This window comes from Coleofasciculaceae cyanobacterium (assembly GCA_036703275.1).
Classification (GTDB): Bacteria; Cyanobacteriota; Cyanobacteriia; order Cyanobacteriales; family Xenococcaceae; genus Waterburya.
This window is the reverse complement of the sequence record DATNPK010000070.1, coordinates 67,638-90,686: the sequence shown is the minus strand read 5'-3', so window position 1 is coordinate 90,686 and position 23,049 is coordinate 67,638. Positions and strand designations below refer to the sequence as shown.

Annotated in this window: 16 protein-coding genes and 1 pseudogene; 5 read left to right on the top strand and 12 right to left on the bottom strand. The window is 39.7% G+C overall.

Annotated features, from left to right (window positions below):
- The first annotated feature begins 159 nt into the window (after nt 1-159).
- Complete coding sequence (locus tag V6C71_12950; protein HEY9769380.1) at nt 160-327, top strand: hypothetical protein; 168 nt, start codon at nt 160-162, stop codon at nt 325-327.
- A 14-nt stretch (nt 328-341) separates the two neighbouring features.
- Here V6C71_12950 and V6C71_12945 read toward each other — a convergent pair whose 3' ends face one another.
- Nucleotides 342-1,400 (bottom strand): tocopherol cyclase family protein, encoded by a 1,059-nt coding sequence (locus tag V6C71_12945; protein ID HEY9769379.1) that lies wholly within the window; start codon nt 1,398-1,400, stop codon nt 342-344.
- 342 nt (nt 1,401-1,742) lie between these two features.
- Here V6C71_12945 and V6C71_12940 point away from each other — a divergent pair, with 342 nt between their 5' ends.
- Nucleotides 1,743-2,504: an alpha/beta hydrolase gene (locus V6C71_12940; GenBank protein HEY9769378.1), complete on the top strand. Its 762-nt coding sequence runs from the start codon at nt 1,743-1,745 to the stop codon at nt 2,502-2,504.
- 27 nt (nt 2,505-2,531) lie between these two features.
- On the opposite strand, the gene V6C71_12935 is transcribed toward V6C71_12940, so the two are convergent.
- Nucleotides 2,532-3,431, bottom strand: a complete 900-nt coding sequence (locus tag V6C71_12935) for a homogentisate phytyltransferase (GenBank protein ID HEY9769377.1) — start codon at nt 3,429-3,431, stop codon at nt 2,532-2,534.
- 889 nt (nt 3,432-4,320) lie between these two features.
- On the opposite strand from V6C71_12935, the gene thrC reads away from it, so the two are divergent.
- Together thrC and V6C71_12925 are read left to right on the top strand one after the other, a co-directional pair.
- Nucleotides 4,321-5,619, top strand: coding sequence for a threonine synthase (gene thrC / locus V6C71_12930; GenBank protein ID HEY9769376.1), 1,299 nt, complete (start codon nt 4,321-4,323; stop codon nt 5,617-5,619).
- 154 nt (nt 5,620-5,773) lie between these two features.
- A complete protein-coding gene (locus V6C71_12925) occupies nt 5,774-6,049 on the top strand; it encodes a MoaD/ThiS family protein (GenBank protein HEY9769375.1) in 276 nt (91 codons plus the stop codon).
- Between the two features lie 368 nt (nt 6,050-6,417).
- On the opposite strand, the gene V6C71_12920 is transcribed toward V6C71_12925, so the two are convergent.
- On the bottom strand, nt 6,418-6,618 hold the full coding sequence (locus V6C71_12920; GenBank protein ID HEY9769374.1) for a hypothetical protein: 201 nt from the start codon (nt 6,616-6,618) through the stop codon (nt 6,418-6,420).
- 352 nt (nt 6,619-6,970) lie between these two features.
- Here V6C71_12920 and puuE point away from each other — a divergent pair, with 352 nt between their 5' ends.
- The gene (gene puuE, locus V6C71_12915) at nt 6,971-7,882 is read left to right on the top strand and encodes an allantoinase PuuE (protein ID HEY9769373.1); all 912 of its coding nucleotides are present in this window, start codon (nt 6,971-6,973) and stop codon (nt 7,880-7,882) included.
- Nucleotides 7,883-7,888: 6 nt separating this feature from the next.
- On the opposite strand, the gene V6C71_12910 is transcribed toward puuE, so the two are convergent.
- From V6C71_12910 to V6C71_12870, 9 genes and pseudogenes are all read right to left on the bottom strand, one after another.
- Entirely contained in the window at nt 7,889-8,371 is a 483-nt protein-coding gene (locus V6C71_12910; protein ID HEY9769372.1) for a TM2 domain-containing protein, read from the bottom strand.
- 206 nt (nt 8,372-8,577) lie between these two features.
- Nucleotides 8,578-14,175: a translocation/assembly module TamB domain-containing protein gene (locus tag V6C71_12905; protein HEY9769371.1), complete on the bottom strand. Its 5,598-nt coding sequence runs from the start codon at nt 14,173-14,175 to the stop codon at nt 8,578-8,580.
- A gap of 435 nt (nt 14,176-14,610) precedes the next feature.
- The gene (gene tmk, locus V6C71_12900; GenBank protein ID HEY9769370.1) at nt 14,611-15,252 is read right to left on the bottom strand and encodes a dTMP kinase; all 642 of its coding nucleotides are present in this window, start codon (nt 15,250-15,252) and stop codon (nt 14,611-14,613) included.
- A 55-nt stretch (nt 15,253-15,307) separates the two neighbouring features.
- The gene (locus V6C71_12895) at nt 15,308-16,771 is read right to left on the bottom strand and encodes an NAD(P)/FAD-dependent oxidoreductase (protein ID HEY9769369.1); all 1,464 of its coding nucleotides are present in this window, start codon (nt 16,769-16,771) and stop codon (nt 15,308-15,310) included.
- 354 nt (nt 16,772-17,125) lie between these two features.
- Complete coding sequence (cobD, locus tag V6C71_12890; GenBank protein HEY9769368.1) at nt 17,126-18,214, bottom strand: threonine-phosphate decarboxylase CobD; 1,089 nt, start codon at nt 18,212-18,214, stop codon at nt 17,126-17,128.
- A gap of 22 nt (nt 18,215-18,236) precedes the next feature.
- Nucleotides 18,237-18,563, bottom strand: a pseudogene (locus tag V6C71_12885) (HU family DNA-binding protein).
- A gap of 483 nt (nt 18,564-19,046) precedes the next feature.
- Nucleotides 19,047-21,422 carry a secretin N-terminal domain-containing protein gene (locus V6C71_12880; GenBank protein HEY9769367.1) on the bottom strand — a complete coding sequence of 792 codons (2,376 nt, stop codon included), beginning with the start codon at nt 21,420-21,422 and terminating at the stop codon, nt 19,047-19,049.
- Between the two features lie 50 nt (nt 21,423-21,472).
- Nucleotides 21,473-22,252 carry a hypothetical protein gene (locus tag V6C71_12875; GenBank protein HEY9769366.1) on the bottom strand — a complete coding sequence of 260 codons (780 nt, stop codon included), beginning with the start codon at nt 22,250-22,252 and terminating at the stop codon, nt 21,473-21,475.
- Entirely contained in the window at nt 22,249-22,998 is a 750-nt protein-coding gene (locus V6C71_12870; GenBank protein HEY9769365.1) for a PilN domain-containing protein, read from the bottom strand. The genes V6C71_12875 and V6C71_12870 overlap by 4 nt, the downstream gene beginning before the upstream one ends.
- Between the last annotated feature and the right edge of the window lie 51 nt (nt 22,999-23,049).

Genomic DNA, 23,049 nt, shown 5'->3' with positions numbered 1-23,049 from the left:
ACTCGAAAAGACATTGTCGTGATTTTAAAAATATACCAGGCGATCGTGATACGCCTTGTGCGCTTCTTTGGGGTTGAGATCACAATATTCAATTTTTTTTGAGGTTAAACTCTAGTCACAAGTATAAAGTTTTAGTAAAGTTACTATCAAGATTTGATTATGAGCAACCTAACTATTCAACAATTTTGTCAGCTAGAAACTGTAAAAACCGATCTTCATTTAGAGTTTAACTATCAATATCAGGAGAGAATCAAAGGCAATTTGTCAGTACTCGAGGTTACTGACCATGAGGGTAACATTCTTCAAGAGTTAATCATAGTGCTTTAGCTAAGCAGCAAAATTTACTGAAAAACCGACCAAGCCTTTTCCCAAGCTGCGCCACCGACTTCTAAGCCAGCTAAGTTGCTACTAGCTGCCAGTATGGTTTTTCCCGTGCGATCGCATAATGATAAACTTAGCTTGCCTCTTGTTGTATCTCGACAGTTAAAAACCAAACCCTTTGCTGTTGGGGTACGCACATAAATACCTGGTAAATCTGTTTCTCCTCTGAGAGTTACCGTATATTCAGCGGATTTTCCCTGTAGTCGCCATTTTCCCCAAGGCTCTATTTGCCAACTTACCTGAGAATTCCAAGGAGCAAATTCGTAAAGTTTCCCCTGGTGATGTATCCCAATTAGAGCCACTTCTTCTTGCCACCATAGTACTTGTCTAATTCCTCCTCCCGCAGTTAAAGCCAAGTCTATTTCTGACTCGAAACTATTACAGTTAAGCCAAAACCATTTTTGCGGAAAAGAGCCACCCCAGTTTTTTTCACTATAGGCAGGTGCATTAGTAAATTGATAGTGCTGATTACGCCACTCAATCCAACCTGTTGCTGCGCCATGTGCCATAGTAACTTGCCATCCTGGTTCAAATATAGGCAATGAAGATAACCAGCCTGCGGTTGATTGCTGAGGTTGTTGCGAGTTTCCCCAGCCATAGACAGGCTCGATTTGATATTCCCAATGGCAATATTCATTTCTGACAGGATCGTAGATGCTTCCTTGATTGAGACTAGCGGTTGCTTGATATCCCTCGACAATAAAGTTGCTAAATTGAGCAGGAGATAACAGTCTTGCTTTGGTTTTAAGATTAGTTTTACCCCAATGTCCCAAGGCTAATTTATATTTGTCAGCAAAAAACTTTTGCACGTCGGGAAAAGCGCGACAAAGATATGTTTCATCAATACCTAAGATTTGCACCGCACCACCACTGTTAGGCTTCTTGCCAAGAGGATCTTGAAAAGAATACATGAAGGCGAAAGTTTGCTCGATTTTAGGTAAAGTGAGACGAAAATACCAACCTTCAAAATAGCGTGGCGTAATTTGATTCCAGTGATAGCCACTATGAGGAGTTTTCATTCATCCTGTAAAGTGAGGTACAGCTAAATTATATTATCTAGAATTATTATGGCTTTAGCTTTAGTTGGCTGTAATCTGAAAATGGCAAAAAGCTCACTTCAGAGTGAGGCGTGTAGCAAAAGTCATGCTGCATTAGGGTTTCAAACTATTTATACCTACTTATACTAAGTTTAATGCTCAATGCTCAATGTTTAATGTTCAATGTTTGGTCAAGAGTAGTTTATCAATCGGATTTAGTACTAAATATCTTCTTGGGTATTGTTTGCCATTTCTATAGTTGTTACTTGTTACGGAATTATTTAGCTGAAAGCGGTAATAATCTAATAGATATTAAATTTAGATATGGATACTACAGATTTAACAGCAAATTCTCAACAAAGCCCTACAGAAAAATTGGAAAATGCTCTCAAAGATATTTATTGTCTTAGCGGGTTAGGTGCAGACGAGCGCGTTTTTCAAAATTTAAAGTTTCAGGGTTATAAGCCCGTGCATATTTATTGGTTAGAGCCTAAAAAAAGAGAAAGTATTGCTGATTATACTCAACGATTAACTGCTCAAATAAAATTAGAAAGACCAATATTAATTGGCTTGTCTTTTGGTGGTATTATTGCTGTCGAAATAGCCAAACAAATAGATACTGAAAAAGTTATTTTAATTTCTAGTACTAAAAATAAACAGGAAATACCTTTCTATTTTAAAATGTTTCGTTGGTTGCCAATCTATCTTTTATTACCGGCAAAACTATTGCTTTGGTTTGGTAAAATAATAGCAAGTTGGTTTTTTGGCATCGAAACCATTGATGAGCGAAAATTATTAAATGCAATTTTGTTTGACACTAACGCGCATTTCGTAAAATGGGCAATTCATCAGATTGTTATCTGGAAAAATGAGTTGATTCCTCATAATGTTTATCACATTCATGGTGAAGGCGATCGCATTTTTCCCTTTCAGTTTGTTCGAGAAGATTTTAGCGTTGAAAAGGGTGGACATTTGATGATTATGAGCCGGGCTGATTGTATTTCTAATCTGATTCAAAAGATTGTTAATTTGAATACTAATTTGCCTACAGAAATCACTGATTCCCTGGCAAATGATGCTAGTTAATCAAATGAATTCTCTTGGCATTGACTGCTAAATAAAACAGGCAATCGGGAAGAGTAAATACTCTAAAAAGAATAACTTCCAGATAAACTGATAAAAGTCGGCGATCGCGCTTTTTTCTGATAAATCTACATTGCGACTACGCCACCAAAGTAATCCTAATAAAATTATGTGGCTGGTGACAAAAAAGCTGACGTTTAAAGAAGTTAGCCAAAACAAACCTGCAACTACCATCCCAAAATAGCAAACAGTAATTACCCCACGGGAAAGATTGAATACTGCTGGTTTACCGATAACCAAAGTAAAGGTATTAATGTTGTATTGCTTGTCTCCTTCTAGATCGGGGACATCTTTGAAAATTGCGATCGCAACTGTGAACAGCAAAATAAATAAAGTCAGCGTCCAAACGTAGGGATTTAATGCTTCTCTACCATCTAGCTTGTCGCCATAGTGTAAAAACAGTCCAATATTGACAATAACTCCCCTAACCGTAAGTATGCAAAAAGCTGCCCAAAAGGGAAATTGCTTCAGGCGTATTGGTGGCAATGAATAAGCTGTACCAATGATTAAACTAACGGCTACAGTCGCAAACAGCCATCTTCCTGATAAAGCTGCAATCAGTAATCCTAAAATACCAGTAAACCCAACAATTAATCTACCTTGTGCAGTCGTCAATTTCCCTGAAGCCAAGGGCAAATCTGGTTTATTAATCCGATCTATTTCAATATCGTGAAGTTGATTTAACCCGACTATATATATATTGCCACAGATGCAGGCTAACCAAACCGCCAGCATCTGCTCTATATTCAGTGGTGTAACATTGTTGCCAGTCGTGGCTAAGGAGATAAAATACAGTGCCAGAACACTAAGGCTGGTACCAATAATGGTATGGGGACGAGAAAATTTCCACAGGCTTTTTACCCAAGTCATATTGCTTTGATCGAATATTGAATGATTAAATGCTTAAAAGCTCTACAAATAAAGAATCAAATTGTAGTAGAGGTTATCTTTGAATATAGCGCGATCGGCAAAGCAAAATATTGATATGTGTACGTCCTCAACAATTATGCGATTTTGAGGATAATTCTTGTTACTTCTTTACACAAAAGAGTTGAGTCACAAACTAACTAAGCTAAATATTACCTATTGAGAAAAACCAGATTTTATCAGAAATTACAGCTATTTTCTCGATCCCTAATCATCTATAGACAGTATTTTCCAAGCTCTAATTTGAACCATAACCACAATTTGAAGCGATCTTCTTACCTAAGCTAGATAGATAAATAATTATTTACATTTATAATTATTATTAATGTAATGTTATCAAATATGAGTACTAACTTATTGATTGCTGTAACTTATTTAATTAATCTATTTTTGGTTTCGCTTTTTATCCTTTTAATTAGAAGCTTGTTACGTCGTAAATCTTCTAACCACAATAAGTAGTCGTGCAAAATAAATTTCCTAGTTGAGATCGGGGAAAGCGAAAATCAAATGTGTAATTAAAGCCGTCCGTTTCGCCTAGGTACTTAGCAATGCTAATTATTTTTAACTAAATTTTTTTTGTTGGAATTTCAAAACTATATGTGATTTTCGACTCAAACATATCTCAAACATACATAATAATCCGAGCCACAGCTATAAGCTTCAGTAAGCTTTAGTTTATATATAGTTAGCGTTTCAGCTTATTTTTTCAGAAAAAATAAGCTGAAATTATCATGCTGTTTATTAATCCCGACTAAAATTATCGGGTATGTTTGACTCGTTGTTTTTGCCTGTGATAGTATCCAACTACTGTTGACGAAATAAATATTTAACCATGACTCAGACACCCATCAAAACCTTAAAGGGACGTACTTTTACCAATTTGGTATCAAAAGAGGGCGGCGTAAAATATCCTCTAGAAGCTCTAAATGTATGTGAGCAAACTTTTTCTCCTTTAGAAGTTGCTTACGACTATGATGAAATTCGCCGTCAAGTAAGCCGAGAGAGTATTGCAGCAGGGCCTAATTCCATCTGGCGTTATAAGGCATTTTTGCCTGTGGAAAGCGAAAATCCGATTGACGTAGGAACAGGAATGACTCCTCTAGTCAAATCTAATCGTTTGGCTCGTCGTTTGGGTCTGAAAAATCTTTATATTAAAAACGATGCCGTAAATATGCCTACCCTTAGCTTCAAAGATAGGGTAGTATCAGTAGCTTTAACTCGCGCACGCGAACTAGGATTTTCTACTGTTTCTTGTGCTAGTACTGGTAATTTAGCCAACTCTACAGCAGCGATCGCCGCTCATGCTGGTATGGACTGTTGCGTCTTTATTCCTGCGGACTTAGAAGCAGGTAAGATAATGGGTACGCTAATTTACAACCCTACAGTGATGGCGGTTAAAGGCAACTATGATCAAGTAAATCGTCTTTGCTCAGAGGTTGGCAATAGCTACGGCTGGGGTTTCGTCAACATTAATCTTCGTCCTTACTATTCCGAGGGTTCTAAAACTCTGGGTTATGAAGTTGCAGAACAACTAGGTTGGTCACTACCAGATCATATTGTTGCACCGTTAGCTTCTGGTTCTCTGTTTACTAAAATCTATAAAGGCTTTAATGAATTTGTTAAAGTTGGCTTAGTAGAAGACAAAACAGTCCGCTTTAGTGGCGCACAGGCAGAAGGCTGTTCTCCTATCGCTGAAGCATTTAAAACAGGAAGAGACTTTGTTACTCCTGTTAAGCCGAATACAATTGCCAAATCTATTGCGATCGGTAATCCTGCTGATGGATACTATGCTCTAGATATCGCTCGTAAAACCAATGGTAATATCGAATCGGTGACCGATGCGGAAATTATTGCAGGAATGAAGCTGTTAGCGGAAACTGAAGGTATTTTTACGGAAACTGCTGGTGGTACTACTATTGCCGTGCTTAAAAAACTTGTTGAAGCGGGTAAAATCAACAGTGATGAAAAAACAGTTGTTTATATTACTGGTAATGGTTTAAAAACTCAAGAAGCAATACAGGGATACGTCGGCGAACCTTTAACTATCGAACCCAAACTAGATAGTTTCGAGCGTGCGCTAGAGCGTTCTCGCACTTTAGAACGTCTTGAATGGCAGCAAACTAGCGTTTAGTCGCTCCGATAAGCTTTGATAGATTAACTAACAGTAAATATTAGAGCTGCTACTTCTAGACTCGATAATTATTTGTTGACCATTTATTGTTTTTCCAGCAAATAAATCTAATAAATGGTTGAACCACTCACGTTCTATTCACTTTTTACAGATCATGACCGTCAAAGTATTAGTTCCGACTCCGCTGCAAAAATTTACCAATAATCAAGCAACCATCGAGTGTAACGGTGGCAATATTGATGAATTAATCGACGCTTTAGAAACCAATTGTCCTGGAATTAAAGCTCGCATTTGTGATGAAACTGGTAAACCCCGTCGTTTTTTAAATCTTTATGTCAACAGTGAAGATATTCGTTTCTTGGAAGGTACGAATACCGCATTAAGCGATGGTGATGAAGTCAGTATCGTTCCTGCTGTTGCAGGGGGCTAAAATAACAGATTTACAAATTTCGTAACAGTTTGAAAAAGGTTGGCAACTACGCCAACCTTTTTTTTGCTGGCGTTCACTTACTAAGTTTGTTGCTGGTTATTGAAGTGAATACGATCTAATACCATTTCTCAAAAGTAATAACAGACTTAGTAGTAGTGCGTCTAAGCTAATTTATTGGGTATTAAAATTATTTTCAGCCCCCTAACCCTTTAGGGGGTCGCTCGCCAAGCTTGGGGGAATCAGCCCAGCATTTTAGCCTAGAGGTGGTAGTAGGTTGGGGAGCCACTGCGTCGCCGAGGTATCGTCCGTCTTCTGCAAGTGGCGTTAGAACAAAGCGTGAAACCCAACAAAATCTTTTACAGCTATGGTTAGAAATCTATTCCATAGGTAGAACTTAAGCTTCTACTCATGTTGATATATTTTTGTGCATTCCAAGAATCTGCTTTCTGTTGGAATTTATCGTCACTTAATCCAAGACAGTAAGCTTGACCCAGATTTCGACTCAGATCAATCCGTTTTTGATTAGTCCAGCCTTGATATTTACCGATTGCTTTTTTATTGATAGACATATTCATCTCCTTTCTGTAGCGAAATATACATTTGAGCTATATTTAGATAATAAAACCAAAAGTTATGTAAAGCCAAGATGATGACCGAACCAGATCGGCTAGTATATTTGGCTGTAAAATTTTATATTTAGGCAATTTGGCGCAAAAGTTTCTATCGATAATCTTAAACTTAATCAAAGATAATTATAAATACTGGCTTAAGCGATCGCCCGCTTCAACTTAAAAATTGCGATCGCGCCTTGGCGGGAAACATTAGTTGGTCGTGAAAAAGATGTATCAATTAGCACGATTGTTTAGCACACTTTAAGAGTAAAAATAATTATGTAGCTACTACTCATGTTGGACTCAATTTATGTCTTATCCTCGCGATTTGATCGGTTATGGCGCAAATCCACCTCATCCACAGTGGCCAAATGATGCCAAAATAGCACTACAAATTGTCCTAAATTACGAAGAGGGTTCAGAATATTCTATTCCCGATGGAGATGATACGGCGGAGATATATCTGCGGGAAGTTCCTGGTTCTTCGATGGGTCGAGGAATGCGAGATTTACAGGTAGAGTCGGTGTACGAATATGGCAGTCGGGTAGGATTTTGGCGGTTGATGCGTCTGTTTGCCGAAAAAAACATTCAGGTAACCATCTTTGGTGCAGCCTTAGCCTTGGAAAGAAACCCCGAAGCAGCTAAAGCGATCGCCAAGGCGGGATATGATATCTGCTGTCATGGTTGGCGTTGGATTGGCTACCACCTATTAGATGAAGCCGAAGAGAGAGAACACATCAAAAAAGCCGTAGCGTCTCTCCAAAAGCTTACAGGCGATCGCCCTTTGGGTTGGTATTGTCGCTACGCACCCAGTCTAAATACTCGACGTTTAATTGTAGAGGAAGGCGGTTTTATTTATGATTCTGATGCTTATAATGATGACTTGCCTTATTGGGTAACGGTTGAAGATCGGCCTCATTTGGTTATTCCCTATACCCTAGACAACAACGATATGAAATATTGCGTCGCCCCTGGGTTTAATAACGGCAATGATTTCTTTACTTATCTCAAAGATGCCTTTGATGTCTTATATGCCGAAGGCAAAACTGCACCCAAAATGATGTCAGTGGGGCTTCATGCCAGACTAGTGGGTAAACCTGGACGAATTGCTGCTTTAGCTCGCTTTATTGATTACGTTCAAACTCACGATCGGGTTTGGATTTGCCGTCGCCTAGATATTGCCCAGCATTGGATTGAGCATCATCCTTATCAACAAGCCTGATCGGGATTAAACGTCGAAATAATATCTTACCGCACCTGTTTGCTCGTCATTATCAACATGAGCCAGATTTTGCTTGAGAGCTTTATTTAACAATCGTTCAATTTCTTCCAAGGGTAATTCTGTAGCCAACATTGCCTGACCTATGGATAAGACATTATTGTGAGATGCAGCAGCTTTTAACAAGATCAACATGGGGTCGGTTTTTGCTAACGGCTCATTTTCTTTGACTAAACTAACTTGCGGACTATTATTACGAGCGTCAACCGTCGCTTCATACCATAGGCGCATATTCCTTTCTCTGGTCATGCCAGGAATAAGAAACAAATCGACAAACTGGCCAAAACCAAAAAAACCCAGGGTAAAAAAATAGATTAAACCACTTGTAATTTTACCCGAATAAAAACGGTGAATACCACAAAATCCCATCAATCCAAAAGCCCATAGTATGTAAGCTACTCCTGGATCGACCTCTTGCTTTTGCTGGTTCATTTTATAAATTAGGTCAACAACATCTACAATATTTTATATATTTTAATTATAGACATTTTGCTTTTATCGTTACTGTGAACTAAAAAAGTATTAATTATTTGTAAGCTTTAAGCTATATGTCCTAAGATTACTATTTTCACTATAGACTTCGTTTTATTTAGAATATATACCAAGATAAATTTCTTTAATCACAAAACTAACCTCGATCAAAACCTAGATTCATATTCAATTAACGCCCTGCTGCCATCTTCCTGAAAATTGGTTGAACCACGAAGCACAAAGTTATTGTTAATACGGTAGCGGAAACCAAACTGAGCTGGAATATCAGTATTCAAAATTTTCAGAGCAGAAAAAGAGAGATCATCGATCAAGTCAAAAGCAATCTCTCCTGCTAGTCCATCGCGATCGCGATCGCGATTTTCATCAATAATGGGAGTAGGAAACAAACGCAATTCGCCAATTGGAAAAATATCTTGAAATTCTGAATTCAAGCTGCCAAACAGTGCCGAACCAGCTAAAGTGGCTAATCCTGACGTACCGTTGCTGTTGGCTAAGGCTTCGACAAACCCACCTCCTAACAAAGCGGCGATTTCTGCGGGGCTGCGGGGAGGGCTGCTGGTAAGCTCGATTCTATTAGTAATTTGGCTAGCAAGCCCTTTTACCTTAGCGGAAACTCTGATAGTTTCTAAAGTTCCTAAGCTAGAATCGGGAATTTCTGTAGGGGATACTTCATTGGGAATACTTCGGGCGTTGGTTTCTATGGCTGAACCGACTAACAGTAGATCTAAGAAGGGATCGAGGACATTATTGTTAGAAAAACGAGCCGTGTTTTTATAGTCTCTTGATAAGTTAAGTTGGGTAGTAAATAAATTAACTTGTCCACTTTCGAGAACAATAGTGCCGTTAGGGCTAGGCTGGAGAAAAGTCCCGTTGATGTTTAGGTCTCCCGTAGCCGAAAAAGTAAATATTGGCGGTTGACTAATTTGAATATCTTTTCCCAATCTTAATTGGAAATTTTTGTATTGAGTTACCGCTGCAATTGAGCCGTCAGAATCGCCTCTGGTAACGACATTTGCCTGATTGCTAAGATTATTGACTGTTTGTTCTCGCTCACTGGTACTTTCATCGGCTAGAAGAATCGTACCGTCAAATAAAGTTAAATTCCCAGTAATATTGGGTTCGGTAGCCTTGCCTAATATTTGTAGCTCGCCTCTGATACCACCATTGTATAGGTTGGGTAGCTCAACTCTTTCAATTTGATTAAAACCAATCGTCAAAGGATTGAGGGAAACATCATCACCTAGAGGAATTGTACCTACGGCGGTGATTTTGCCACCGCCAAAATCTCCCTGAAAACTATCGACCCGAATATTATCAAAATCGAAGAAGACTTGACTATTAATATTGGTAATTAAATTTTTTGGTAGGCTTTTGGCTGCAACAGTCGCATTTTTAATCGTAGCTATTCCTTGGACAGATAATTTGCGAGGTAACTTTTGTTCCGCATCGAGAATACCAGAGATATCTAGCGCAATTTTACCCGATCCGTCAATCCATTTAAGTTCTCCCCGCGAAAAGATATCTAATAAAGCCAAGCCTTTATCTTTGACATCTACCTCTAGTTCCAGGCGATCGCTCTGGGGTTTTGTTTTAGCAAAAGGCAGTTGATAGGGAACGCTTCCTCTGAGGATTAACGGATCGGCATCTTGAGCAATAACGCTGCTGGCAGAAAAGTCGAGGCGGGATTCTTTATAGTTAAAGCTACCTTTAGTAGACTCAATTAAAGTGTCATTTAAAGAAGCATTATCAATGCGAATTTCTCCTCTAGCCTGAGGGTTTTCTGGTGTCCCGGCAATACTGGCAGTGGCATTAATCAGACCATCTAAAGCTAATTCTGGAGGAAAGGAAAACAGTTGCTCGATTAATTTTACGGGAACTTCCACTAGTCTAAATTGCCCTGATTGAGTCGAGCCGCCAAACGTTCCCGTGAACAGTAGGCTAGGGGAAGTATCGCTTTGAGCTTTTGTAGCAGTAGTATTTTGAAGGTTGACTGAAATAGGTAGTAAAGTTAGGATTCCATCGCGAAGATTGCCTCTAGCGACAATTTTTTCGCCAACTAAATTACCCCAGCGCCATTCTTTTCCTAAAAAGTCAAATTCTGAGGTTAGTCCCGTGCCGAGAGAACCAAATACATCAATTTGACCATCAAAAGTTCCTCTCAAGTTTTTGAGGGCAGGAACTAAAGCACTTTGTCTTTTTTGTTGAGCTGAATCTAGCCCAGCTTGAATTGCTGCTAATAATTGCAGCTGTTCAATAACAGGTGCATCTTTAAAACCAACATCAAATAAAGACTGTCTCTCTACTGGTAGTGGTGGCAAATATAGATTGTTGGCATTACCGTAGGCGCGATCGCTAAAAATGCGGGCAAAATCGGTTAGTTCAAAAATTTGCAGTGCCACTAAAATATCTTGAATTTGACCGCCTTCGATGTTAACGCTGCCATCTAGCTCGATATCATCTGGTTTTTGACGGAGATTACCTTCTAGCTGATAAATACTGTTTCTTTGCTTAAATTCAACGTCTTGAATCGCGAAATAACCATCAATATATTGAAAATCTCCTTCAAGGCGATCGCCTCGAATACTGGCTAAAGCAGGATTATCGATGACGATGTTGTTTCCTGAAGTTGCTAGGGTATTGAGATTAAAAATAAATTCCCCTGATAACTCGCCATTTACAGGCTGTAGGGCAAAATTTTCTGGCAGTTTAAAGTCTTCGCTTTTTAGGGCAATGGTTTTAAGCAACTCTACAGGAAGGTTTTGGGTGGTGAGGCTTAAAATTTCTGACTTACCGCTTCCTTCAATTAGTAGATAATCTTGAGCGATCGCCAGTGCCACAGGAGAGAAGTTGGCATCTAATACTAATTCGATTTTGTCCAAGGGTCGAGACTCAGAACCAAAATCTTCAGTAGCAGGTAGCAGAGGGGTGGTCAAAATTTCTTGCAGGCTTAATTTAACTCCTGTATCAGGAGATATCTGCACATCGCCCGCCAGAAAAGGCGCAAAATCTAGATTTTCTACTTGAAAATCTTTTAAACCTAAGTTACCGCCAATTTTTAGGGCAGAGGGAACACCACTAATTTTTCCAGCAAAGTCTCCTCTTCCTGAATAATCGAGGTTAGCTGCCCAACTAGGTAAAGTCAAACGCAACTTGGTGATATCAATCCAGCGGGCTTCGGGAACATCGAATTCAAAGTAGTCTACCGCAGCTAATTTATCGGGAATATCACTAAAAAACGATTTATCTAAGACGATATAACCCCGAGCATCTAAACCATCTCCTTTTGCTCGTAGCACATCTAATCGTTTGCCATCCCAGGCTATTGCTGCGGATAAGGATTGCTTTAGTAAATCAATTCCTTGACTGAAACTCAAATTACCCTTGGCTGCTACGGCTGTAGGACTGAGGTTGTCTACTTGTCCGGTAACTGTTAACTGTCCTCCCAGTTGCCCATTAAGTTCTAATTCATCAGAATTGGGATCGGCAAATAAACTTAAATCTACATTCTGAGGAATTACCTGAGCGTTGAATCGTCCATCAGCGATCGCTAGTTCGGCAGCAAAAACTCCTTCAGGCAAAGTTAAACTACCGTCACCCGAAGCTTTAATCCCTTCAGGAGTTATGTTATCCGTCGTTCCTGCCAACTCCAGCCTGCCATTAATTAATCCAGCAAACTGATCGGGAGTACTAGAGCTTAGTTCTTTTAACTTGAGATTAGTTCCTTGAGCGATCGCCGTCCAGTTTTGGTTGACAATTTTTAAGTCTTCTACCTGAACCTTGCCTGCTGCCAAAGCTAAATCGCCGAAGCCGTTGATTAGGGTTTGGGGTTGAGCATCATCGGGAATATTTCCGGTTAAATAAAACTTACCACTCAGGTTATCGTTAAATTCGTTTGGTAAGTCAACAAATAAACGCTGTAGCTTTAAATTTTTGGTATTTGCTTCTGCCCTCCAGCTACCATTCGCTATGTTAATTGCAGTTAGGTTAACTTTCCCTCCGACGGTATTTAAATCCGCTTTGCCCTTAGCATCAACCTGGTTTAAGTTACCGAAGTCATTTGTGCCTGAAACTTTAAACACACCGTTTACCAATCCTTGAGCAATAGTCGGTGCGCTACCTTTGCCGATTGGTAAGCTACCGAATTCGACTCTAGAAGCCTTTAGTTGAGATGACCATGTACCATTACCATAGTCGAGATTATCTACCTCAACAGTGCCGTTACCCAAAGCAAAATTAGCACTGCCGTTACGAAAACGTAGGGTTGATAAATCACCCGCTTGGGCTGTTAGATTGGTTTGACCAGAAATTGAACCCAGATCTACGGGTAGCTGATTATTATAGCTACGAGCGATCGCCTGGGCTGAAACAGCTTCTGCCTCCACATTAAAAGCGAGGTTTTGTGCGCCGTCTAGCTGTAGTTTCCCGTTTCCGACAATTCTGCCTCCCGCCTTGGGCAAGCTAGTAAACTGCTTAACGTTTAAGGTTGTCCCGACTAATTCGAGATCGGCATCAATTTGTTTAAAATCTAGGCGATCGATACGGCTGGGGCTAGCCGTGGCAAGATCCATTTTAATTACTGGATTTTCTAAACTACCTCTAACCGCTAAATCACCCCGTATTTTGCCTTCAATTGGCACTGGGGCATCTAATTCTAAAGCATCAATGACTTTTTGCGCTGCTACGGGCTTAATCTTCGTATTAATTTGATAATCGCCTGCCTCAGCTAAATTAAGTGAACCAGAAGCAAGCCCTGATACTTGACCAAAATTAGTTGAGATATCATCCAACTCAATTTTTGACCCCTCAAAGCGAATTTTGCCATTGCTATTGCTAAAGGGTTTGACTAAATTAGGTATTTGTAAACTCACATTGTCTAGATCTAATGCACCATCTAGTTCGGGAAAAGGCGCATCAGTCAGAGTTACCCCAAGTTCACCGTCAAGATTGCCTCGATCTAACTCAATCGGCAACGCTAGCAAATTACTTACTTCTGCTGCTTTTAGCTGCTGCGCTACTATATCTAAATCGATTATCCCCGTTTTGTTATTTCCTTGACCATCTACGGTAAATTTACCCCCCTGCACTAATTCTGCTACGGCATTAAACTTAATTTTGTCGTCTACGGGACGAATAATAATGTTATCTATTTGGGCAATAACTGCAGGGTTTAAGGCAGCGATCGCCGAATTATATGCCGCGAGAGAAAGTTGTCCGTCGTAGAGTTGAATCGACTTGACGTTAACCGCTATTGCCTCTTGAGATCGATCGCCAGAACCAAAATTTGTCGGTGTCCACAGCTTAGATTCGTCTTGCTCAATATAGACATCTGCTTTAACCAAAATAATGTCTAGCTTTAGTTCACCCTGACGCAGAAAATGAAGTGGCGCAAAGTTAATCTTGACTTCTTTTACCTCGACAAAATCAGGATTTTCTTCAGTGGCAGGTAGTGCGCTGTTGCCAAAACTTGCTTGAGTCGGAAAAATGGATTTTAGTTCTCCTAACTCTAGTGGACGATGTAGATAATTTCCTGCTTCTTTCTCTACCAAAGGGATTAATTTGCGCTGTACAAAGTACCAACCATAGATTAGTCCACCCCCCGCACTACCTAAAAGTAGCAAGGCGACAGTCATGACTATTTTGCGCCACCAGTTATTTGTTTGGCGATCGCACTTAGCCTGTTTATCTGAATTGCGCTCACAATCTTGGTTCATCTTATAGTTATCGTCTGTGGCTGAAGATGCCAATAATAAAAGCTAAATTTTTTAGCCATATGCTGTGGCAATTTGCTATTTAGAATCTATATATATAGAAGATGAAATTACGTAAATAGTTGCCTATTATTAATATATTTTTGACAACAACCAGTATAGCTATTTTAAAAATATATTATCACTGCAAAAAAATTGACTTGTTAGTTTAATTAAAGCTGATAAAAATAAAAATTTAGGTGAAGAGTACACTGTCCTTAAGACGACCGGAGTTGCGTTCACCTCGTCAACATAAAACTAAATTCTAAACAAAAAAATAGCAGAGTTAGAAGACGGTAACTTAATAATTAAGTAGTAAGTAGTAAGTAGCAATCAAATAAACTTGTCCTAACTTTTATACGTAGTGCTATAAATCTTGGTCTAGGGAACAGGGAAGAAACTTCAATAGCTAATAGTCAATTAAAGCGATTGTTAGTTATCTCTTTCTCGCCAAGAGATCGCTTGCACCGCTTGAACTATTAAAGAATGAATTTGCTGGAGATCTTGAGTGCCATCAATAGCGAGCGCTCTACCAGTATATTCGGCAAATATCTGTTGATACTGTTTTCTAACTTTAGTTAGCTTGGTCTTAGTTTCATATATTTCCTGTAAGGAACGTTCTTGTAATCTAGACAAAGAAACTTCAATTGGAATATCGATATAGATAGTTAAATCTGGAGGAGGAAAGCGATCGTTTAGCTTGGTAATAAAGTCGAACTGCTCTACGCTATCACAATTATATGCTAAAGAAGAAAAGTAATATCGAGTACTAATAACATGATAATTATTTTGAATTAACTTAAATACTCCATCAATATCATTGTATAAATGATCGTGGCGATCGGCAGCAAAAAGGTACGCCATTTGTCGATCGAACAAATCTCGATCTCGACTAAAAACAATTCTCTGTTTTAAAGCTTGACGAATTAGATTTCCAATAATGCCGTTGGAAGGTTCAGGACTAATTACTGCCTGTTCCTCTATAGCTAAAAAGTATTGCTTTAATAACTCTGCTTGAGTTGTTTTACCTGAACTATCAATACCTTCAAAAACAATAAAAAGCCTTTTTGACATTACATATATCCCATTTATCGAGGCTGATTAGTAATTACTGATGAATGATGAATGATTACCTATGCCAATTTTTGCGGAGGGAAAACCAAGTTATCAGACGATCTAATAGTCTAGAATTGCGCTGTAGCTTTTGCTGATAAAAGTCATCGACAGAGCGTTGTAATATTTCAACCATACTAGGATAAACGGTAGGTATTGAGAAAGAAGTTAATCCCCGCATTGGATTGCTATCAAGCCTAATTTTGTGTCGAATCATCAACGCGATAACAGTAATTAATTCCGCAGCGCGATCGCCGACTAAACTACAGCCTAAAATCTCACCATTTTCTTTAATTAATAGCTGACATACTCCAGTGGTTCTGTCTAATATTTGTCCTTGTGCCAGATTACTAAAATATTGTTTAATCACATAAATATCTGCACCGTATTGCTGATTAGCTTGCCGTTGGGTTAAACCGACTCTAGCTAAATTAGGCTGAGTTAAAACCGCCCAGGGCAGGTAATAATAATTGATTTTATACCAGGGCAAAAACAAAGTATTTTTAAGGATTAAATCCACCTCAGATTGAGTAATATTAGGTAAACAGTAACCACCAATTAACTCGCCACAGGCGTATATATTGGAATTAGTAGTCTGTAGCTTTTGGTTGACATAAATTCGCTGGGAATCATATTTTACATCTACACCAGCTAAATTCAAACCAGCAATATTTGGTTGACGATCGCCAGCGATAATAATTTCATCAGCAGCCAAAGCGCGATCGCCTGCTTGTAACCATTTTTGTTCGTCAATAGCTTTTATTTGGCTGACTACAGAGTTGGTATAAACTTTGACTCCTTCGGCTTCTAGCTGTGCTTGAATTAGTAAAGCAATTTCTAGATCTTCTTTGGGTAAGATCCGTTGCTGTTTAACCACCAGAGTAACTTTTTTATTAAATCTGGTTAAGGTTTGAGCCAATTCTAAAGCCAGCGGATCGCTGCCGACAACGATGATATTTTGCCCTAAATCTGCTAAATCCCGATCGCCCAATTGCCGCAGAGTCAAATAATCATTTGCAGCATTATTATTATCTAAAAACTGAGGCGCAAAATTAGCACCTGTGGCGAGTAAAAAATTACGCGATCGCAACTTTCGTTTAGCAACCTGAAAAGCTAGTTGGGGTAAACGACAAAATTCTCCCTTCCCGGCAATTACATCTACTCCTAAAGCTGCCAGGCTAGATAAAGCATTATTACCAGTTTGCATGACGTAATTAATTCCCTTTGCCCAATCGCTGGCTTGGGAGAGAGAAATATCAGAAAGTGTTTCTGATGCTGTAATAAAGGGATTGTTGGCTAGCTGATAGTTCAACCGTCCTATTTCGCTGATACTATGATTGATTAGCGTATCGTTGGGCAAAAACAAATCATCACATTGAGTTACCAAAGCAATACGGGCTTGAAGCCTAACTGCCTTTTGCGCAGCATAAACACCAGCCCAACTGCTACCAATTATCACCAAGTCATAATCTACTGCCATGTTGCCATGTTGCTAAGTCAGAAGTCAGGAGTAGAGACGTTCCATGGAACGTCCGTACAGAAGTCAGGATTGAGCTAGTAGTACCACATCTAGATCAATTTGTTGGGTATTAAAAATTATTTTCAGCCCCCTAGCCCCAAGCTTGGGGGAATCAACCCAGCATTTTAGCCTAGGCGTGATACTACCAAGTCTCTTATTACTTTTGAGAGATGATATTAGCTTTAGAAAGGTTTGATTAAGCAAGTAGCCAAATATAATTGAAAAATAATCAACAAGCTGCTTGTTAAACCATAGCAGCAAAACTAAAGAATGTTTCTGTTCGGCACTCCTGGTTTTGGTAAAAAAGTTTCTAGATTACAAACTCTCCAAAATTTCCGCTGTTGCTTGAACTAAGCGATTATTCTCGGCGGGTAGACGTACGGCGATGCGAAAATAGCGATCGCCCAGTTCGGGAAAACTAAGGCAATCTCGAATCACAATTTGATAATTTTGCAATAACTTCTCTTGTAGCTGAGTTGCGGATTTTTCTGTCTTGACTAACAGATAATTTGCTGCCCCCTCAAAAGGCTGTAGTCCAGGAATTGCTTCAAGCTGCTCAAATAATTGCGATCGCGCCGAAATTAACCAAGACCAAGTTTGCTGTTGAAATGCTTTATCTTTAATTGCTGCTGCCGTTGCTGCTGCTGCCAAAGTATTAACCGACCAAGGATCGCGCCACTTTTTCCACCTTTGTAATCTGTCTGGATGAGCGATCGCATAACCAATGCGTAACCCTGGTAAACTATAAAACTTGGTTAGCGATCGCAAAATAACTAAATTTGGATATTCTGCCACCACAGGAATCAAACTTTGCTCCTCAGAGGGAGTTAAAAAGTCCATAAAGGCTTCATCAATTACCACTAAACCAAATTGCTTCAAATAAGGCAAAATCTCCTCTTTTGACCATAATTTGCCTGTGGGATTATGGGGGTTGTTTAGCAGTAATCCCGATTGGGGATGGGGCGACTGCGGGATGGGTAACGTAGGGGCCCCGAAGGGCGAAACGCCCTTACCAGGGATTAAAGATAACGGACAGGGTAATATTTCGCCGCCAAAAGCAGTTAAAGCCCTTTGATAATCACTAAAGGCGGGAGTAATTAAATAGGTAGAATTTTGTTGCGCTAACTCTCTTCCTGCCCAAGTTAGCAATTCGGCCGAACCATTACCAGGCAAGATAAATTCAGCTTCAATCTGATGATGGTTCGCTAAATGCGATCGCAATTCTGAATATTCAGGATCGGGATAAGCCGTTAATTGAGTCGTGCTATTTATAATAGCGGCGATCGCACTTTCGGGTGTTCCTAACGGGTTAATGCTGGCAGAAAAATCGATTAAAGCAGAAATTGGACAACCAGCAATTGTGGCTGCCCAATTCAAATTTCCACCGTGTCGTGGTCTGTTCAAAATAAGCTAACTAGCTCAAAAACTACTTCTTGCCAGGGGCTACTTTTTCTTTAAATAGTTTACCCGCCGAGAAAGCAGGAACTTTAGTCGCAGGAATGGACATTTTTTCGCCAGTTTTGGGGTTACGTCCTTCTCTTTCTTTGCGATCGCGACGTTCAAAAGAACCAAACCCAACTAGGGTTACTTTATCTCCGTCAGATACAGCTTCCATAATAGTTTCAATGGCTGCTGATAATACAGCATCAGCTTGTTTTTTAGTTACAGTCGCTTTTTGAGAAATGCGATCAACTAATTCACCTTTATTCATTGTGATATCCTTCTGGTGTTTACTTATGACTTGTGTGTTTTGTGTGTTTTGTTCTCGATCATAGAGAACTTAGAGGTGATCTAAAAAGTCCTATTCGCTACATCGAAGCCTCTTAAATGAAGCCCCTTAAATGAAGCCCCCTAAATCCCCCAAATTTGGGGGACTTTTAACTCTCCCCCTCAGCATTGAGCTTAAGAGACTTTCAACTCTTGTTCCCCCCAGACTTGGGGGGCTAGGGGGGCAAAAGGCAAAATTTAGCAAAAAAACTTTTCAGATGTCCTCCTAGAGTTGAAAAATAGGTTAACCAGCCTAATTTATAGCATCTGGGTGATAAAAACCCATAACATTTTATAGACTTTGTTTCACTTTGCAATCACTTTAGGCTTCATTACCTTGAGGCAAATTAACCCGTGACTGCCTTATTCTAAGCTCTACTTGCCAAATATGGATCGTTGAAAGCATTAATTTACATAGACTTCAACAATATTTTCGATTTCAACCACCAAAACCAAGCCATAAAACAAGCTATTTGTTAGAGTCTTGAAGTATCTCAACCCCAGATTTGTCAATGAGTTCACGGCTTTCCTTGCTCGGAGTAAAGTTGCTTGCCAACCCCGCATCCTCTTCAATAATTTCAGGAGTTAACAAAACTATTACTTCTGCCCGTTCATTAGTTTTGTCGGTACTTCTAAATAAAGAACCAAGCAAAGGAATATCGCCCAAAATAGGTACTTTAGAAACAGTAGTTCGCTCTTGGTCTTGAATAATTCCCGATAGAATTAGAGTTTGACCATCCCGCATCCGTATCAAGCCAGAACTCACTTCACGTTTACTCAACAAGTTAAGTTGGTTTTCTGCCCCTCCTCCACTGTCGAAAACCTGAGTTGCACCAATAGAACTAACTGAAGGACTAACGGACATGGAAACAAAGCCGTTATCATCAATTCGCTCTACATTTACAGTTAGTACTAATCCAGCTTCTCCTATTTCTGGAGTGACAGTTCTTGCGCCTGAATCTCCGTCAATTGTTGAGGTAATACTTTGAACAATATCTTGAACTAGTCTAACCGTTGCCTGTTGTCCTTCTTGTACGGTTAAAGTTGGATCGGTAAGAACTTTGGCATTACCGTTACTCACTTGGGCTTCTAACAGGGCAAGAAATTTATCTGGAAATTCACTTGGAGTCGGAATCCTAATTTCTCTTAAGTCACCGTCAGGTAGTGCCTCAAATATTGTAGTTTCATCTCCTCTAGGTCTTCTAACAAAACTCTCATTTAGCGCAGGGTTGTCTCCACCAAAGTTGATAGCAGCGGAACCTCTATCTTGAAGAAATTGAGTGTCGTTGATGCCAAAAGAAAAACTAGCGTTAGCAGTATCTTGATTTAATAAATTAACATCAACTACTTTTACATTTACTGATACCTGACGGCGACGAGCATCTAACTGTGTCAAAAAAGCAGTAGCTACTTCTACCTTACGTGGTTCGCCAACTAGAGTAATTGAATTTAGCCTTTCGTCAGCGGAAACTTGTAAACCTTTAAGCATTAATGCCTGAGTGCCTGTTGCATCTTCGCTACTAGCATTCAAATCGCTTAATGTTGGACTAGTGTCATTCGTTTGAACAACTCGACCAGTTTCAGGATCGATGATTTCTTCATCTTCGATAGTTAGTGTTTTACCTGCTGCACCTTGGCTGGCTAGATATAAGGCTGCGCTTTCAGCACTAACCTGATTTAAACGAATCGTACGGCTAACTAAATTACGGGCTTGTGCGGGTAACTGTTCGCCTACGTAGATAATATTGCCACTACGGTTAGCATCTAACCCAGATACCAGCAAAACCGAGTTAAATACTTCCTGTACGGGTTGATTTTCTAAATCTAAGGAAATAGTCGGTTCTGTTGCTTCTCCTTGACCTTCTGGCGCACTACCAGCACTACCAGAAGCATACACGACGTTTAAGTTAGCCGATCGCGCTAGCAGAGACAAAACTTCTCGAATTGGAGCATCTCGTAAAACTAAGCGGGGAACTAGCGCGCTTGAGCCTAGATCTACCATGTCGGGCATGGTGCTTATATTAGAAACCGCCATATCCCCTACAGGAGGCGCAACGGCGCGTGGTAGAGTTGCAGGTAGTTCAGCAGGTTCGTCACTTTGAGCTTTAAACACCCGTTCTTTAACGTTATTAACGCGGTTGTCATCAATAACTATTTCTGGATTGGGAATTAATACCTCAGAATTTTCGTTGTTTTGGTCTGAGTCTAGGCTAGACTTTTCATCGTCTTTGGTTTTTTTCTGCCCTAATGCAGACTTGTAAGTTTGCTTAATATTTTTAATAGTTTGATGTCCAAACTCTGTCACCTCTCTTTGGAGAGACTGAGCCTTAGTTACTCGATTCAAGCTCAGAATCAGTTTATTTCCCTGTTGTTCTAATAGGTGTTCGACAGGAATATCTGCTTCGGTAGAAACGACAATTTGGGTATGTTTACTGTCAATCTGATTAACTTCAACTGTTTTGACACCTGGAATAAGATTAGTTTGCTTAAAAGATTTTCCTTGAGGCAAAGTTAAATTAGTGTTGAGTAGGTTAGCTTCAATAGTATTGCCATCACGTAAGGTATAAAAGGAAGCATCAGTATCGCCTTTGTTGGTTGCCGATAATTTTAGTTCCAGTTGGTGATTATTTTTTTCTAGCTCGATGTCTGTAATTGTACGTTCGGCAGCCATTGAAGGGGCGCACGCTAGCATCACCGTTAATGTGGTCAAAAATCCCAGGCGATCGGACGTGGAGCGGAGCGGAGCTATATGCGAAGCGGTATGGTAAACCATATGCGGAGCGGTATCCTTTAGGACTAGCTTCGCGTCGTCCTTTAGGAATCCTTTAGGGCAATAGTTTTTCACTGTTTAATCCTCAACCTATAATATTAGTCAATATATTTTTGCTAGAACTTTTATTGTTCGGCAGCTTCAGCCTCTGGCTGACCATCTTGTTGCTCACCACCTTCTGCTGCTGCTTCCTGAGCTTTTTTCGCACTTTCTATTTCGGCTTCGCTCAGAGGTAAAATAGCATCTAGTTTAATTTGTGTTTTTAACTCGGCTTGCGTTTGCGGTACAATCTCGCTACCACTAGTCAAAATTGCCGTTGGTTTTTCTTCCACAGTCGAACTAATCGTCTGTACCATTAACAATGGCTGTAGGCGTTCGAGATCTTGTAAAATCTCTTTGGTTTCGAGAAAAGTTCCTTGGATTGTCAAAGAAATTCCCTGACGTTTGAGCTTCCCCTGTACTCCTTCACCCAAAGAAGCATCTTCAATTATGGTGGCATTGCCTTCAGGTTGATAGTCAATTAAAGTTCCCTGATTAGAAGCAACAAAGCCATTTAAATCTAAGAGCAATGTGTCTAAATCCTGCTCATTAGTAAACATGGACATCACCTCAGTTTTTAAAGCTTTAGTTTCGGCTAAATCCGCTTCTAGTTGAGCTAACTTTAGCTGTAGATCTCCAGTTTGAATTTGGCTTAGCTGTACCTGTAGTTCTTGCTTTTTAGTTGCTGCCTCGTCGTAGGTTTTTTGCGCAGGATTGACATAATTAATCAAGCCATAGGCAGCTAGAGTAATCCCCGCAACTGCGATCGCTATTCCCGAAACTTTGGGGGTAAAAGTAATCCCAAAGGCACTAGGATAATCTCCTGCCAGACTTTTTTCCGTAGCAAAATCGTCAGCAAAGGTCATTTCAAAATCGCTCCTTTACGCTCTAATGTTTTTAGTCTGGTTACTACACCAATTGAACCTTTTTCGCTAATTACTTGAATCAGCTCAGAAGAAGGAGCATTATTTAACTGGGCTGAAATAGTGTATTTAACCCCAGGCAGTTCTAACGAAGCGATATCAGGGAAATCTTCTCGGTTGGCTACTTCTACAGCAAAATCAGCATTACTAGCACTATTTAACCTAACTTGTTGTCGCTCAAAAAACGGCGATCGCTGGAGGAATAAAACAAAGTCATTTACGTCTTCATAAGAACGAGCTACGCCAGACAAATCCACGCCGATGTCAGAGTCAGAAGCAGTTTGTTGAATTGAATCTACCTGAACTCCTGGCGGAGTGCGATCGCTTATTTCCTGCATAATCGCTGCCCAAGGTTTAATTTTTTCAAATACTTGAACAAAAGCTGCCGTTTCTGCTTCTGCTGCCTGAATTTCTGCTTCTGCCGCCTCCAGCTTTTTGTTTTGATTTCCCAGTTCGGCAATTTCGCTTTCTATTTGCTTTATTTCTGATTCTATAGCAACAGTTTTTGCCTTAACGCTTTGTAAATAACCAAATGTAATGGCAGGTGCTAAGAGAAATACAAATGCTCCCCCTATAATAGGAATTTTGTCGGCAAAAGAAGGTTCTTTTTTCTGAACAAAACCGCTAGTAATATTAGCAGTTTCTCCTAAATTCCTATCTCTCAGAAAATTAATATCTAAGTTATACATAAAGCCAGGCAAATTCTAATAATAATTAATATATTTTTGGCACTATTCCAG

Bases quoted from the DNA above. Each gene is read 5' to 3' on its own strand.
- V6C71_12950 (HEY9769380.1), top strand. From the start codon at position 160: ATGAGCAACCTAACTATTCAACAATTTTGTCAGCTAGAAACTGTAAAA.
- V6C71_12945 (HEY9769379.1), bottom strand. From the start codon at position 1,400: ATGAAAACTCCTCATAGTGGCTATCACTGGAATCAAATTACGCCACGC.
- V6C71_12940 (HEY9769378.1), top strand. From the start codon at position 1,743: ATGGATACTACAGATTTAACAGCAAATTCTCAACAAAGCCCTACAGAA.
- V6C71_12935 (HEY9769377.1), bottom strand. From the start codon at position 3,431: ATGACTTGGGTAAAAAGCCTGTGGAAATTTTCTCGTCCCCATACCATT.
- thrC (HEY9769376.1), top strand. From the start codon at position 4,321: ATGACTCAGACACCCATCAAAACCTTAAAGGGACGTACTTTTACCAAT.
- V6C71_12925 (HEY9769375.1), top strand. From the start codon at position 5,774: ATGACCGTCAAAGTATTAGTTCCGACTCCGCTGCAAAAATTTACCAAT.
- V6C71_12920 (HEY9769374.1), bottom strand. From the start codon at position 6,618: ATGTCTATCAATAAAAAAGCAATCGGTAAATATCAAGGCTGGACTAAT.
- puuE (HEY9769373.1), top strand. From the start codon at position 6,971: ATGTCTTATCCTCGCGATTTGATCGGTTATGGCGCAAATCCACCTCAT.
- V6C71_12910 (HEY9769372.1), bottom strand. From the start codon at position 8,371: ATGAACCAGCAAAAGCAAGAGGTCGATCCAGGAGTAGCTTACATACTA.
- tmk (HEY9769370.1), bottom strand. From the start codon at position 15,252: ATGTCAAAAAGGCTTTTTATTGTTTTTGAAGGTATTGATAGTTCAGGT.
- V6C71_12895 (HEY9769369.1), bottom strand. From the start codon at position 16,771: ATGGCAGTAGATTATGACTTGGTGATAATTGGTAGCAGTTGGGCTGGT.
- V6C71_12875 (HEY9769366.1), bottom strand. From the start codon at position 22,252: ATGACCTTTGCTGACGATTTTGCTACGGAAAAAAGTCTGGCAGGAGAT.
- V6C71_12870 (HEY9769365.1), bottom strand. From the start codon at position 22,998: ATGTATAACTTAGATATTAATTTTCTGAGAGATAGGAATTTAGGAGAA.